The sequence below is a fragment of the Streptomyces sp. NPDC032721 genome, from assembly GCF_055579625.1.
In genome coordinates this window covers 299,214-312,935 of sequence record NZ_JBVIMX010000001.1, presented here as the reverse complement: position 1 = coordinate 312,935, position 13,722 = coordinate 299,214, and the positions used below count along the sequence as shown (strand labels likewise).

The following is a 13,722-nucleotide window of genomic DNA, read 5'->3' as shown; positions in this document are numbered from 1 at the left end:
CGGCGGGCGGGGAGGCGCCGTACCTCCCGCCCGCCGTCCTAGCCCCCTCCAAGGTCACTCGCGCACGATTCCTCACTGTGCACCTCACTTCACCGTGCACCTCGCGTCACTGTGCACCGCACTGTTCACCGCCGACCCCACGGACGACTGGGAGACACCTGTGCCGAACTCCGCAAGCGAGGAAACCCAGCAAGCAGACACACCTGGCGGACGAACGGGTCGTACCGGGGTCTGGTTCGTGGGCGCGCGTGGCTCGGTGGCCACGACGGCGGTCGCCGGGTGGGCGGCCGTGGCGGCGGGACTGCGCCCGCCGACCGGGATGGTCACGGAGACCGGCCCCTTCGCACAGGCGGGGCTGCCACCCCTGGACTCGCTGGTCTTCGGCGGCCACGACACGGCGAGCTGCCCGCTGCCCAAGCGGGCGGAGGAGCTGGAGGCCGGGGGAGTCCTGCCGTACGGACTGACCTCGGCGGTACGGGCCGAACTGGCCGCCGCGGACGCGGAGATCAGGCCCGGCGGCCCCCTGTCCGCCGACCCGCGCCCGCACGCCACCCTGATCGACGCGTTCGCGGCGGACATCGCCGACTTCCGCACCCGCCACGCGCTGGCGCGAGTGGTTGTCGTCAACGTCTCCTCCACCGAACCCGCCCCGGCGGACGACACCACCCTGCCCCCCAGCTCGCTCTACGCGGCGGCGGCGATCCGCACAGGCAGCCCGTACGTAAACTTCACGCCCTCAACAGGACTGAACACCCCACTCCTCGCAGCCGAGTTGAAAGAAAGCCGAATCCCCTACGCCGGACGTGACGGCAAGACGGGCCAGACGCTGCTGCGGGCAGTACTCGCCCCGATGTTCGTGCAGCGGGCGCTGGAGGTACGCGCCTGGTCGGGGACGAACCTCCTCGGCGGCGGGGACGGAGCGGCCCTCGCGGACCCGGCAGCGGCGGCGGCGAAGAACGCGGGCAAGACCAGGGTCCTCACCGACGCACTCGGCGAACTCCCGCAGGGCGACGTCCACATCGACGAGGTCCCGGCACTCGGCGACTGGAAGACGGCCTGGGACCACATCGCCTTCGAGGGCTTCCTCGGCACCCGGATGACCCTCCAGACCACCTGGCAGGGCTGCGACTCGGCACTGGCCGCCCCCCTGGTCCTGGACCTGGCCCGCCTGGCAGCCCGCGCCCAGGAACACGGCCTTACGGGCCCGCTCCCCCTGTCCTTCTACTTCAAGGACCCGGACGGCACGGCCTCCCCCTCCCTCTCCGACCAATACACCCAACTCACAAGATTCGCCCACTCCTTGACCGAGGCAACCCAGTGACCCCCCGCCCCCTTGGGCGGCGGGACCGCTACGCCGCCCGCCCCCTTGTGCAGCGGGGCCGCCCCTACGCCGCCCGCCTCCTTGGGCGGCGGGGCCGCCCCCCGGGGGCGGAACGGGCGGGCAAGGGGGCGGCCCCCGACGGAGTCGCACAACTCGCCCCCGCCTCACCTACGCCCCCGCCCCCACGGCAAGTGGCCCCCCGCTCCCACCCCTGGCTCGAACTCCTCCGAATCTCCGCCCTAATCTCCGTCCCCGGCGACGCCCTAACCGGCGCCGCCACCCTCCGCACCCACCGTCCCACCCCCCGAACCGCCCTAGCCCTCGCCGCCTCCCTCTGCCTCTACGAAGCCGGTATGGCCCTCAACGACTGGGCGGACCGAGAAGAAGACGCCATCGACCGCCCCCACCGCCCCATCCCCTCGGGCCGGATCTCCCCGCACGCCGCCCTGACGGCATCCTGCGCCCTGACAGCCGCAGGCCTGACGCTGGCCGGCCGAGCGGGCAGACCCACATTCGCCGTGGCGGCAGCCCTGACCGCGACCGTCTGGGCGTACGACCTCAAGCTCAAGCACACCCCCGCCGCCCCGGCCACGATGGCGGCAGCCCGCGCCCTGGACGTCCTCATGGGAGCAGTAGCAACAGCAACAACATCGCCAACCCAAACCCCAACCCCCACCCCCCTCCGCACAGCCCTGACCGCCGCCCTCCCCTCCGCAGCCATGCTCGGCGCGCACACGTACGCAGTGACCGAGGTGTCACGCCACGAGACACAGGGAGGCTCGACCACAGCCCCCCTGGTCGCACTGGCAACCACCACGGCGGTAGCAACAAGGACCGCCCGCACACCCAGCACACCTCGTGCACCCCGCACGTCCCTCACAGCCACCACCCTCGCCGCCACCTACCTCCACACCACCGCCAAGCCCCTCCTCCACGCCGCCCTGAACCCCTCCCCACCCCTCACCCAGCGAGCGGTCGGCGGCGGGATACGAGCCATGATCCCGCTCCAGGCCGCGCTGGCGGCCAGAGCCGGTTCGCCGGTCACCGGAGCCGCGCTGATGCTCCTGGCCCCGCTCGCCCGCCGCCTAGCGCGAAAGGTGAGCCCCACATGACCCCCACCACACCCACCACACCCACGACCCCCACCACACCCGCCCCCCTCCGCCTCGGCTACGGCACCAACGGCCTCACCGACCTCCGCCTCGACGACGCCCTGGACCTGCTCGCGGACCTCGGCTACGACGGCGTGGGCCTGACCCTCGACCACATGCACCTCGACCCGGCAGCACGGGAGCTCCCCACTCGAACAGCCGAGTTGGCCCGCCGCCTCGATCGCCTCGGCCTCACCGTCACGATCGAGACCGGAGCCCGCTACGTCCTCGACCCCCGCCGCAAACACGGCCCGTCCCTCCTGGACCCGGATCCCGACGCCAGGGCATTGCGCGTGGGTCTCCTGGGTACGGCCATCAAGGTCGCGGCAGACCTGGGCGCCCACGCCGTACACCTCTTCAGCGGCGTCACGCCCCCCGGCACCCGGCCCGACACCGCATGGGAACGTCTGACGGAGTCACTGGCCCCGGTACTGGAGGCCGCCACCACCAGCGGCATCCCCCTCGCGATCGAGCCCGAACCCGGCCACCTCCTCGCCACGCTCGCCGACTTCCACCACCTCCGCCACCTCCTCGGCGGCCCGGAACACCTGGGCCTCACCCTGGACATCGGCCACTGCCAGTGCCTGGAGACGGCATCGCCCGCAGAGTGCGTCCGCGAGGCCGCGCCCTGGCTGCGCCACGTACAGATCGAGGACATGAGACGGGGCGTCCACGAACACCTCCCCTTCGGCGAGGGCGAGATCGACTTTCCCCCGGTCCTGGCCGCCCTGTCCGCCACCGGCTACCAGGGCCTGACCGTGGTCGAACTGCCCCGCCACTCGCACGCGGGCCCCCAACTGGCCACCGAATCAATCCAGTTTCTGAAGTCATGCCACTCCTCCCCGGCCTCCGAACTCACCCCGGCAGGAGGCACCGCATGACAACGCCCCCCACCACAGCCACCACCCCCACCAGCACCTCCCAACTCCACGCCACCCTGGAAGCCCACCTGACCGACGATGCCCGCAACTGGCTGACCAAAGCCCTGACCTCAGCGAACAGCCAAACCCCGGCCCCGGAACGCCGCACACCACCCTGGGAGCTGAGCTTCGCCGGCGCAGGCCGCCACTGCCGCGCCCGCCCGTCACCACCCCCGGACGCCGGCCCGGCTCCTGACCTCGCCGACGCCGCCCGCGTGCTCCTCCTGCACGCCGCGCACGCCGACCTCGGCACCGTGCTGCGCCTCTACTCCGGCGGCAGCGCCGCAGAACGCCGCGCGGTCCTCCTGGCGCTGCCCCACCTCGACCAACTGCGCGACGGCTCGGCCCTGTCCCTGGTCGAGGACGCGCTTCGGGCCAACGACACCCGCCTGGTCGCCGCAGCGGTCGGTCCGTACGCCGCAGCTCACCTGCCCCCGCACGCCTGGCGGCACGCCGTCCTGAAGTGCCTCTTCACCGGCGTCCCGGTCGCGGCGGTAGCCGATCTCGTACGCCGCGCGCACGGCGACACCGAACTGGCCCGCATGCTCACCGACTACGCCACTGAACGCACGGCCGCAGGCCGCCCCGTCCCGGCCGACCTCCACCACGTCCTCGACCTCACCCGCGCACGCGCCCGCACGCACACGACCCCCGCCGAGGAATCCTGATGCGCATCTTCGACCCGCACATCCACATGACCTCACGCACCACGGACGACTACGAGGCGATGTACGCGGCCGGAGTCCGCGCCGTGGTGGAACCCTCCTTCTGGCTCGGCCAGCCCCGCACCTCGCCCGCCAGCTTCTACGACTACTTCGACGGACTCCTCGGTTGGGAACCCTTCCGCGCCGCCCAGCACGGCATCGCCCACCACTGCACGATCGCCCTCAACCCGAAGGAGGCGAACGACCCCCGCTGCACGCCGGTCCTGGACGAACTGCCCCGCTACCTGGCCAAGGACTCCGTCGTCGCCGTCGGCGAGATCGGCTACGACTCGATGACCCCGGCCGAGGACACCGCGCTCGCGGCCCAGCTCCAACTGGCCGTGGACCACGGCCTGCCGGCCCTCGTCCACACCCCGCACCGCGACAAACTCACCGGCCTGCACCGCACCCTCGACGTCATCCACGAATCGCACCTCCCCCCGGAGCGCGTACTCCTGGACCACCTCAACGAGACCACGGTGAAGGCCGCCCTCGACAGCGGCTGCTGGCTCGGCTTCTCCGTCTACCCCGACACCAAGATGGACGAGGACCGAATGGTCGCGCTCATCAAGGAACACGGCACGGACCGCATCCTGGTGAACTCGGCGGCCGACTGGGGGAGGAGCGACCCCCTCAAAACCCGCAAGGTGGCCGACGCACTCCTCGCCGCAGGATTCTCCGCCGACGACGTAGACAAGGTCATGTGGCGCAACCCCGTCACCTTCTACAACCTCAGCGGCCGCCTGGACCTCACCACCCCCACCCCCCCACCCCTCCACCAAAACAACTCCATCCTCCGAGGCAGCTCCTGACCCCTGCCCCGACCCCCCTTGGGCGGCGGGGTTGCTACGCCGCCCGCCTCCTTGGGCGGCGCCGCCCCGCCCCCACCCGTTGCCCCGCTCCCTTGGGCGGCGGGGCCGCCCCCCGGGGGCGGAACGGGCGGGCAAGGGGGCGGCCCCCGGCGGAGCCGCATCCCCCGCCCCCGCCCCACCTCCGCCATGGCCCCCCACCCCCACCCCACCCGCACCCACACGCCACCCCCCACCCCCACCGGAAGGTGCCCGCATGCGCTTCCGCCACCCCAACGGCTCCACCCTCCACCTCGCCTACTGCACCAACGTCCACCCCGCCGAAACCCTCGACGGCGTCATGGCCCAACTCCGCGACCACTGCGAACCCATCCGCAAACGCCTCGGCAGAGACCGCCTGGGCATCGGCCTCTGGCTCGCCAGACCCGCCGCCCACACCCTGGACACCGACCCCGCCGCCCTCCGCGCCCTCCGCACCGAACTCGACCGGCGCGGCCTCGAAGTCGTCACCCTCAACGGCTTCCCGTACGAAGGCTTCGGCGCGCAAGAGGTCAAGTACCGCGTGTACAAGCCCGACTGGACCGACCCGGAACGCCTCGCCCACACCACCACCCTCGCCCGACTCCTCGCGGCCCTCCTCCCCGACGACGTCACCGAGGGCAGCATCTCCACCCTCCCGCTGGCCTGGCGCACCCCGTACGCCGACGACCCCACCGCGGCCGCCACCGCCCACACCGCGCTGACCACCCTCGCCGGACGCCTCGACGCACTGGAGGAACTCACCGGCAAGTCCCTCCGCATCGGCCTGGAACCCGAGCCCGGCTGCACCGTGGAAACCACCGCCGACGCCATCGGCCCCCTCACCTCACTGGCCCACCCCCGCATCGGCATCTGCGTGGACACCTGTCACCTCGCCACCTCCTTCGAGGACCCGGCCACCTCCCTCAACGCCCTCACCTCGGCGGGCATCACCATCGCCAAGGCCCAGCTCTCCGCCGCCCTCCACGCGGAACACCCCCACCTCCCCGAGGTCCGCAAGGCCCTGGCCGAGTTCGCCGAACCCCGCTTCCTCCACCAGACCCGCACCCGCCCAAGCACGACAACCAGCACCAGCACCACCCCCAGCCCCCAGCCCTCCACCCCCCTCCTCGGCACGGACGACCTCGCCGAAGCCCTCACCGGCTCCGCCCTGCCGGACGGCACCCCCTGGCGATCCCACTTCCACGTCCCTCTGCACGCCCCACCGGCCCCGCCACTCACCTCCACCCTCCACGTGCTCAAGGACGTCCTGTCCCGCCTCGTCGCCGGTCCCTCGGGCCACCCGCTCACCCGCCATCTGGAGGTCGAGACCTACACCTGGCAGGCCCTGCCGCCCGAACTGCGCCCCCGCAACCGGGCCCAGCTGGCCGACGGCACGGCCGCCGAACTCACCCTCGTACGCGACCTCCTGACGGACCTAGGCCTGAAGGAACTCCCATGACGCCCACCCCAACCACCTCCACCAGCGAACCTCCCACCCCCCTCCTCGTCCTGGACGTGGTCGGCCTCACCCCCCGCCTCCTCGACCACATGCCCCGCCTCAAACAGCTCGCACAGTCCGGCTCCCAGGCGTCCCTCGGCACCGTTCTGCCCGCCGTCACCTGCGCCGCGCAGTCCACCTTCCTCACCGGCACCACCCCCGCCGAACACGGCATCGTCGGCAACGGCTGGTACTTCCGCGACATCGGCGAAGTCCTGCTGTGGCGCCAGCACAACGGACTCGTCCAGGGCGACAAGCTGTGGGACGCCGCCCGCCGCGTCCACCCCGGCTACACCGTCGCCAACATCTGCTGGTGGTACGCCATGGGCGCGGACACCGACATCACCGTCACCCCCCGCCCCGTCTACTACGCCGACGGCCGCAAGGAACCCGACTGCTACACCCGCCCCCCTGCCCTCCACGACGAACTGACCTCACGCTTCGGCACGTTCCCCCTCTTCCACTTCTGGGGCCCGGGCGCCGACATCGTCTCCTCCCGCTGGATCATCGACGCCACCCGCCACATCCTCCGCACCTCCCACCCCGACCTGGCCCTCTGCTACCTCCCGCACCTCGACTACGACCTCCAGCGCTACGGCCCCGACGACCCCCGCTCCTACCGCGCGGCAGCCGACCTGGACGCCGCGATGGCTCCCCTCCTCGACGACGCCAAGGCCGAGGGCCGTACCGTCGTCGCCCTCTCCGAGTACGGCATCACCCGCGTCTCGCGCGCCGTCGACATCAACCGCGCCCTGCGTCGCGCGGGGCTGGTCGAGGTGCACACCCAGGACGGCATGGAGTACCTCGACCCCATGACCTCCCGCGCGTTCGCCGTGGCCGACCACCAGATCGCGCACGTCTACGTGCGCCGCCCCGAGGACCTGGAAGCCACCCGCGCCGCACTCGTCGGCCTGGACGGAATCGCCGAACTCCTCGACGACGAGGGCAAGAAGGCCCACGGACTCGACCACCCGCGCTCCGGCGAACTGGTCGCCCTCGCGGACCCGGACGCCTGGTTCACGTACTACTACTGGCTCGACGACGCCAAGGCGCCGGACTTCGCCCAGCTCGTCGAGATCCACCGCAAACCCGGCTACGACCCGGTCGAGCTGTTCCTCGACCCGCTCGACCCGTACGTACGCCTCAAGGCAGCCAAGGCGGTCGCCCGCAAGAAACTCGGCATGCGCTACCGGATGGCCGTGGTCCCCCTGGACCCGTCACCTATTCGCGGCAGCCACGGCCGCCTCCCCGAGAGCGACGACGAAGGTCCGCTCATCCTCTGCTCCACCCCCCACGCGATCACCGGCCGCACAGCGGCCACCGAAGTGAAGGCACTGCTGCTCCACCTCGCAGGCCTGCACTGATGTCCCACTGCTTCCACTGCTTCCACTGCCTCCACTGAAGCAGACGGCACTGACAATCCAGGGAGACCCAGAACCATGAACCGCTCCAGCAAGGCCAACGACCTCGAACTCACCCAGCGGCTCTCCAGACGGAACATGCTCGGAGTCGCCGCAGGCACCTCTGCCGCAGCCCTTCTGGGCCTCGGCAGCCTGGGCGCCACCCCCGCCGCGGCGGCCGGAACAGCCGAAGCACCCGCAACCGCCGCCCGGGGCAAGGGCCGTGGTCGCCCCGTGCTGCCCCCGGGACGCCTCGGCATCCAGCTCTACTCGATCCGCGACAAGGTCTCGACCCTCGGCTTCGCCAAGGTCTTCGCCGAGCTCCAGCGGTACGGCTACGACGAGGTCGAGTTCGCCGGCTACACCCAGGGCTCCGCGGGCCCCATCACGCTGGCCCAGCTACGCCGCCTCACCCGCGACCACGGCCTGCGCGGCATCGGCAGCCACGTCGGCTACTACGACGACAACAACCCGGGCGCCTACACCTTCGCCCAGAACCTCGACAAGGTACTCGACGACGCCCAGGCCCTCGGCCTCCCGCACATCGGCACCGCCTCAGGACCCTGGCGCTACGGCACCACCGTCGACGGCTGGAAGCGCTGCGCCGAGGACTTCAACAAGTACGGCGAGGCAGCCCGCAAGCGCGGCATGAAGTTCTACCAGCACAACCACGCCGAGGAATTCTCCTTCGCCACCGACAAGCCGGGCACCCGCCTCTACGACGTCCTGCTCGCCGAGACCGACCCGCACCTGGTCCACCTCGAAATGGACATCTACTGGGCGTACGTGGCCCAGTTCCGCTTCTCCAAGCGGGCGGACGGCACCCCGGCCCCCTTCGACCCGCTGCGCTACGTACTCAAGCAGCCGCACCGCTACCCGCTCTTCCACGTCAAGGACGGCGAGCACGACGCCGCCCAGCGCGACGGCTACCGGATGACCGACGTCGGCGACGGCGACATCGACTACAAGCGCTTCATCTCCGCCGTCAACCGCACCCACCAGGGCCGCACGGCCCACCACTGGCAGGCCGAACACGACCAGCCGGCCGACTCGTTCGCCTTCGCCCGCAAGTCCAGCGCCCACCTGCACTCCCTGCGCGAACGCGACTGCTGACGCCCCACCCCCTCACCCGACACCCACCCACTCACCCGACACCCCACCCCCTCACCCGATCCCCTGGCGGTCGGGCAGCAGCGCGAACTCCCGCTCCGCCTCCTCCGGCACCGTGCGCTCCACCATCCGCACCAGGAGCGCACGGTGCCGCAGCAGCGGCGCCCGCCGGTCCTCGCACCCCTCCTCCCGGTCGTTCCCCGCGCCGTGCGCGGTGGCGAGCAGCACCAGGTCGTCCAGCCCCGCCATCAGCCGCCGCGACACCTGAGGATTGCCCTCCACCGCCAGCCGGATCTCGCTGAACCCCAGATCCACCAGATCCCCCCACGTCGGTACGGACTGCACGAACCGCACCGCGCCGTCCTTGTCCTTGTGGTGCAGCGTTCCCAGCGGAAGCCCGACCGCCACCGACAGGAACTGCACGATCCGGTCGAGCGCCTGCACGGCGGTCGTCGGATCGTGCACGGCGGGGGACAGGGCCCGCAGCGCGATGTCCGCGAGCTGCCGCAGCCCGAACCCGAGATCCTGGTGGAAGGTCCGCTCCACCCCCACCGAAACCCAGTTCCGCGGCACCCGCCGCGCGGGCGGCGGACCACCGTGCACCGCGAGCAGCGGCGTACCCGCCACCACGAAGTCCCCGATCCGCGGAATCAGCCGCAGCACCACCCCGTGCCGCGCCGCCGTCCGCACCATCCGCGCGATGTACGCGTCCCGCAGCACCCCTGCGCGCCCCTCGTACGACAGCCGCGCGGTCTCCTCGCCCAGCGGCGCCCCGTCCTCCCAGTCCCGCTCCTGCTTGCGCAGTACCGCGACGGCCTCGCGGCCGACCCGGTCGATGACGTACCCGACCCGCATCATCCGCAGCATGGAGTTCACGTACGCGATGAACAGGACGAGGCTCAGCCCCACCATCGCCATCGTCACCAGGCTCTGCACCAGCGGCACCGAGGACACTCGCCGCGGATCGGTCTCCCCGTCGTACGCGGACAGGACCAGCAGCGACGTCACGAAGGTGGCCAGGAAGACGCTGAACGTGAGCTTGGTGATCCGGCTCCGTACGAAGATCCGCACGACGCGCGGTGTGAACTGCCCGCTCGCCATCTGCAGCGCCACCAGCGAGATGCTGAAGACCACACCGATGAAGGTCATCATGGCCGAGCTGACGGTCGTGATGATCGTCTTCGCGTCCTCGGCGATACCGATCAACTGCGCCAGCTCGTCGTACGACTCCGAATCACGCAGCGCCGAAATGATCGCCGAGTCCACGCCCGCCGCGAGGACGCCGACGAGCACGGCTGCCGCGAGACTCAGCGCGGGCGCGAACCAGAAGGTGTCCCGCAGATGCTCCCGCAGAGGTGAAAGCGGCCGGGGCATGCGATAACGCGAACCAAGTGGAGTACTCACCGGCCGAGGGTAGGACGCCCAGGACCCCTAGGTGCCGACCCGACCGCATGCCACTTCAGACGTACACGGAACGGTCCTCCGGTCTGATCCGTACGGGCCAACCGCCCGAGAGGATTGACCTACAAGCCCGCAATCACCCCATTCCATTTCCTGGAGCACTGCCCATGAAGACCGCAGCCGTCGTCGCCACCGCCGGAACCGTCGCAGGCGTCGCCTTCCTCGGCTTTGTCGCGGTGCCCGCGGTCCGCGACTGGTACGACGGCCGCCACGAGCAGTCCGCGACCTACGCCTCCGGCACCGCCGCCAAGCAGGACCGCCCCTCGGTCCCGCGCTGGCTGCCCGACGCCGCGCAGGGCATCTCGTACTCGATGACGACCACCGGCGGCGACCGCCTCCTCAAGGCAACCCTCCCCACCGCCTCCACCCTCCCGCCCACCTGCAAGAAACTCGACGCCGCCAAGCCCGCCGCCGACCCCGCCCTCAACGCCGACTGGTTCCCCAAGAGCGCCCGCAACGCGGCCACCCACCGCTGCGACCTCTACTACGCGTACGCGGACGGCGACACTCTGTACGCCTGGCAGCAGAACGACGACTGGATCACCTCCAACAAGGCCGCCGCAGGTCACTGACCACGCAATACGCAGGTGAAACCCACCCCGATCCCCTGGTATTGTTTTCCATGTCGGAACGGGACAGCGCAAAACACCCCGGAACGACAGACACCTTGTCCGGGTGGCGGAATGGCAGACGCGCTAGCTTGAGGTGCTAGTGCCCTTTATCGGGCGTGGGGGTTCAAGTCCCCCCTCGGACACCACTCAGATCCCCACGGTCCTTCAGGGCCGTGGGGATTTTGCGTTTTAGCCTCCGGCCCTCTCCGCCGTCTCCGGCCCGGAAGATCCGGTGATGAGGTTCGGGTCGGCGGTGCAATCGTTCCTGCGGCCCCGGCTGCTCACTGAGGACGACGACTCCGGCGTGGCCGTGAAGGACCTCGTCGGCCCCCTGCTCACCCTGACCGTCCTGCTGCTGGCCTTCGTGCTGGTCACCACCAACGGCTCCTACGGCAGGGCTGAGGTGGCTCAGGGCTCGCCCCTGCCGGAACTGTTCGCGGCGATCCGAGGCGCCATTGGGGCCGAGCAGGGCGAACACCTCGCCCCGGACGATGTCGAGGTCCAGTCCGTTCACGACGGGCTTCCCGCCGTAGCGTTTGCCCAAGTCCCTTATCCGCCTCAGTTACGTTGAGTTCCCGATGATCCAGGAGTGATGAATGATGCTGAGTCCCCAGGCCGGTCCGGGTGAAGTGATGGTGCCGAGCGATGTTTTCGGGTTTCCCGGGGTGGGCTTCGGCGGTTACGCGGCCGGACTTGTCGCGCGGAACCTCAAGGGCGAATCGGCGAAGGTCAGCTTCCGGCGGCCGATGCCGCTCGGGGTGCCGGTGGAGTTGCGGTCCACGGAGGCGGGTGGGTACGAGCTGGCCGACGGCGACGGCGTACTGCTGACCGCGCAGAGGCACGGTGAGGTGCCGATGCCGCCCGCGATACCCACCTGGGAGCAGGCGGTCAGGGCCGCGGAGGAGCGGGGCCTGTCGGGTTCCCCGCTCTACCGCAGCGACTGCTACGGGTGCGGTGCGGACCGGGCGCCCGGGGAAGGGCTGCGGCAGGACTTCTCCGTGGTGCCCGAGCTGTCCCTGGTGGCGACCGCGTGGCGGCCGGACCCCGCGCTGGGCAAGGGGAGCACGACGCTGTCCGACGAGCAGCTCTGGGGTGCGCTCGACTGCCCCGGCGGCTGGGCCTGCCGCATCTTCGACGACGCACCGCACGAGACGGTGACCGCGTACCTCGCGACCACCGTGACCAGGCCGGTCGTGCTGGGTGAGGACCACGTGACCTTCGGCTGGGCGGTCTCGCGGTCGGGGCGCAAGTACCTGGCCGGGAGCGCCATCGTGACCCGGGAAGGGGAGCTGTGCGCGCGGAGCGAGGCGCTGTGGCTCGCACCCGCCAAGTAAGGTGACCCTTATTTGATGATGTCGCTGTCGAAGTGAACGCTGGAGGCCCCCATGGCCCTGACCGCCCCGCCCCCCGTCGGCACGACCCGCCGACCGCCCCGGATCGCCCGGCCCGAGCCCGTGGAGCGGGCCGAGAGCGCCTGGGTGCGACGGGCCGTCGCGGAGGGTGACGTCTGGGAGGCGGTACGGCGGGCCGGGGGCGGGCCGGTCGTCGAACCCGATCCGGCGGGGGACCCGGCGTACCGGGTGGTGACCTTCCTGTGGCGCGGGAACGCGGCCACGCGTGCCGTGCTCGTCATGCCGAACAAGGTCGTCGACCCGCGCGACCTGGGGCGCAACCTGATGGAACGGGTGCCGGACACCGACGTGTGGCACTGGTCGCTGCGGATGCGGGCGGACTGGCGGGCCACCTACGGGTTCTGCGTCGACGAGGGGGACGGGCCGGAGCCCGGGGCGGAGGGGTACTGGGCCCACCTGCGTGCGCGGCAGGTGGCCGACCCGCTCAACTCACGGACGCTGACCCGGCGTTGGGGCGGCGATCCGGTCTCGTACGTCGAGCTGCCGCAGGCGCCGTCCGGTGGCCAGTGGCAGCGGCGCGAGGGCGTGCCGCGCGGGACGGTGACCGCGCACGAGGTGCGCAGCGAGCTGCTGGGGAACGAGCGGCGGGTGCATGTGTACGAGCCGCCTGGCGGCGGCCGTGACCTGCCCGTTCTGGTGCTGATGGACGGCGAGATGTGGCAGCCGGGGCTCGATGTCGCGGCGCTGCTCGACAACCTGATCGCCGAGGGACGGATCCCGCCGCTGGTGGCGCTGCTGCCCGAGTCGGTGGCGGTGGGGCAGCGCTGGGAGGAGCTCGCCTGCAACGAGCGCTTCGTCGGGTTCCTTGAGTGCGAGCTGCTCCCGTGGGCCGGGGAGCGGCTGTCGCTGACCGACGATCCGGCGCGGACCGTCGTCGCCGGACAGAGCCTGGGCGGGCTCACCGCCGTGTTCGCGGGGGTGTCCGCGCCCGGGCGGTTCGGGCGGGTACTCGCGCAGTCCGGGTCCTTCTGGTGGCCGGACGTGCCCGACGCGGCGGACTCGGAGTGGCTGACCGGGCGGATCGCGGCCGCCGAGCGGGTGCCCGTGCGGTTCTGGCTTTCGGTGGGGGAACAGGAGTGGGTGGCGCTGCCCGCGGCGCGGCGGCTGCGGGACGTACTGGTCGCCAAGGGGTACGCCGACGCGGCGTACCGGGAGTACAACGGGGGCCACGACTACCTGTGCTGGCGCACCGAACTGGCCGACGGGCTGGTGGAGTTGCTCGGGGAGCGGGGCGGGGACCGCTAGTCGCGGATCGGCGCGGCCCCGCGCTCCCGAGGGGGCGCCCCTTGACGGGGCGCCCCCTC

The 13,722-nt window shown here is 71.4% G+C and carries 13 protein-coding genes and 1 tRNA gene; 13 read left to right on the top strand and 1 reads right to left on the bottom strand.

Annotation, left to right across the window (positions count from 1 at the left end; all coding sequences use genetic code 11):
• Window positions 1-160 precede the first annotated feature (160 nt).
• The 8 genes from ACZ5PB_RS01295 (at window position 161) to ACZ5PB_RS01260 (ending at window position 8,937) form a co-directional block, all read left to right on the top strand.
• The gene (locus ACZ5PB_RS01295; RefSeq protein ID WP_468686733.1) at window positions 161-1,321 is read left to right on the top strand and encodes an inositol-3-phosphate synthase; all 1,161 of its coding nucleotides are present in this window, start codon (window positions 161-163) and stop codon (window positions 1,319-1,321) included.
• A 191-nt stretch (window positions 1,322-1,512) separates the two neighbouring features.
• On the top strand, window positions 1,513-2,433 hold the full coding sequence (locus tag ACZ5PB_RS01290; protein ID WP_468686732.1) for an SCO3242 family prenyltransferase: 921 nt from the start codon (window positions 1,513-1,515) through the stop codon (window positions 2,431-2,433).
• A complete protein-coding gene (locus ACZ5PB_RS01285) occupies window positions 2,430-3,353 on the top strand; it encodes a sugar phosphate isomerase/epimerase family protein (RefSeq protein ID WP_468686730.1) in 924 nt (307 codons plus the stop codon). The genes ACZ5PB_RS01290 and ACZ5PB_RS01285 overlap by 4 nt, the downstream gene beginning before the upstream one ends.
• Window positions 3,350-4,060, top strand: a complete 711-nt coding sequence (locus ACZ5PB_RS01280; RefSeq protein ID WP_468686729.1) for an EboA domain-containing protein — start codon at window positions 3,350-3,352, stop codon at window positions 4,058-4,060. The genes ACZ5PB_RS01285 and ACZ5PB_RS01280 overlap by 4 nt, the downstream gene beginning before the upstream one ends.
• Window positions 4,060-4,908 carry a TatD family hydrolase gene (locus tag ACZ5PB_RS01275; RefSeq protein ID WP_468686727.1) on the top strand — a complete coding sequence of 283 codons (849 nt, stop codon included), beginning with the start codon at window positions 4,060-4,062 and terminating at the stop codon, window positions 4,906-4,908. The genes ACZ5PB_RS01280 and ACZ5PB_RS01275 overlap by 1 nt, the downstream gene beginning before the upstream one ends.
• 253 nt (window positions 4,909-5,161) lie before the next feature.
• Window positions 5,162-6,385, top strand: a complete 1,224-nt coding sequence (gene eboE / locus ACZ5PB_RS01270; RefSeq protein ID WP_468686726.1) for a metabolite traffic protein EboE — start codon at window positions 5,162-5,164, stop codon at window positions 6,383-6,385.
• Window positions 6,382-7,788: a nucleotide pyrophosphatase/phosphodiesterase family protein gene (locus ACZ5PB_RS01265; RefSeq protein WP_468686725.1), complete on the top strand. Its 1,407-nt coding sequence runs from the start codon at window positions 6,382-6,384 to the stop codon at window positions 7,786-7,788. The genes eboE and ACZ5PB_RS01265 overlap by 4 nt, the downstream gene beginning before the upstream one ends.
• Before the next feature lie 75 nt (window positions 7,789-7,863).
• Entirely contained in the window at window positions 7,864-8,937 is a 1,074-nt protein-coding gene (locus ACZ5PB_RS01260) for a sugar phosphate isomerase/epimerase family protein (RefSeq protein WP_468686723.1), read from the top strand.
• A 51-nt stretch (window positions 8,938-8,988) separates the two neighbouring features.
• On the opposite strand, the gene ACZ5PB_RS01255 is transcribed toward ACZ5PB_RS01260, so the two are convergent.
• The gene (locus ACZ5PB_RS01255) at window positions 8,989-10,308 is read right to left on the bottom strand and encodes a DUF2254 domain-containing protein (RefSeq protein ID WP_468686721.1); all 1,320 of its coding nucleotides are present in this window, start codon (window positions 10,306-10,308) and stop codon (window positions 8,989-8,991) included.
• A gap of 194 nt (window positions 10,309-10,502) precedes the next feature.
• Here ACZ5PB_RS01255 and ACZ5PB_RS01250 point away from each other — a divergent pair, with 194 nt between their 5' ends.
• From ACZ5PB_RS01250 to fes, 5 genes are all read left to right on the top strand, one after another.
• Window positions 10,503-10,967, top strand: coding sequence for a hypothetical protein (locus ACZ5PB_RS01250; RefSeq protein ID WP_468686720.1), 465 nt, complete (start codon window positions 10,503-10,505; stop codon window positions 10,965-10,967).
• 97 nt (window positions 10,968-11,064) lie between these two features.
• Window positions 11,065-11,152, top strand: a tRNA-Leu gene (locus ACZ5PB_RS01245).
• A gap of 107 nt (window positions 11,153-11,259) precedes the next feature.
• Window positions 11,260-11,577, top strand: coding sequence for a hypothetical protein (locus ACZ5PB_RS01240; protein WP_468686719.1), 318 nt, complete (start codon window positions 11,260-11,262; stop codon window positions 11,575-11,577).
• Window positions 11,578-11,602: 25 nt separating this feature from the next.
• Entirely contained in the window at window positions 11,603-12,340 is a 738-nt protein-coding gene (locus ACZ5PB_RS01235; RefSeq protein WP_468686718.1) for a hypothetical protein, read from the top strand.
• A gap of 51 nt (window positions 12,341-12,391) precedes the next feature.
• Window positions 12,392-13,663 (top strand): enterochelin esterase, encoded by a 1,272-nt coding sequence (gene fes, locus ACZ5PB_RS01230; RefSeq protein WP_468686716.1) that lies wholly within the window; start codon window positions 12,392-12,394, stop codon window positions 13,661-13,663.
• The last annotated feature ends 59 nt before the right edge of the window (window positions 13,664-13,722 follow it).

Excerpts from the sequence above, each read along its gene's own strand:
- fes (WP_468686716.1), top strand. The coding sequence starts at position 12,392 with ATGGCCCTGACCGCCCCGCCCCCCGTCGGCACGACCCGCCGACCGCCC.
- ACZ5PB_RS01235 (WP_468686718.1), top strand. The coding sequence starts at position 11,603 with ATGATGCTGAGTCCCCAGGCCGGTCCGGGTGAAGTGATGGTGCCGAGC.
- ACZ5PB_RS01280 (WP_468686729.1), top strand. The coding sequence starts at position 3,350 with ATGACAACGCCCCCCACCACAGCCACCACCCCCACCAGCACCTCCCAA.
- ACZ5PB_RS01265 (WP_468686725.1), top strand. The coding sequence starts at position 6,382 with ATGACGCCCACCCCAACCACCTCCACCAGCGAACCTCCCACCCCCCTC.
- ACZ5PB_RS01250 (WP_468686720.1), top strand. The coding sequence starts at position 10,503 with ATGAAGACCGCAGCCGTCGTCGCCACCGCCGGAACCGTCGCAGGCGTC.
- ACZ5PB_RS01285 (WP_468686730.1), top strand. The coding sequence starts at position 2,430 with ATGACCCCCACCACACCCACCACACCCACGACCCCCACCACACCCGCC.
- ACZ5PB_RS01260 (WP_468686723.1), top strand. The coding sequence starts at position 7,864 with ATGAACCGCTCCAGCAAGGCCAACGACCTCGAACTCACCCAGCGGCTC.
- ACZ5PB_RS01275 (WP_468686727.1), top strand. The coding sequence starts at position 4,060 with ATGCGCATCTTCGACCCGCACATCCACATGACCTCACGCACCACGGAC.
- ACZ5PB_RS01255 (WP_468686721.1), bottom strand. The coding sequence starts at position 10,308 with ATGCCCCGGCCGCTTTCACCTCTGCGGGAGCATCTGCGGGACACCTTC.
- eboE (WP_468686726.1), top strand. The coding sequence starts at position 5,162 with ATGCGCTTCCGCCACCCCAACGGCTCCACCCTCCACCTCGCCTACTGC.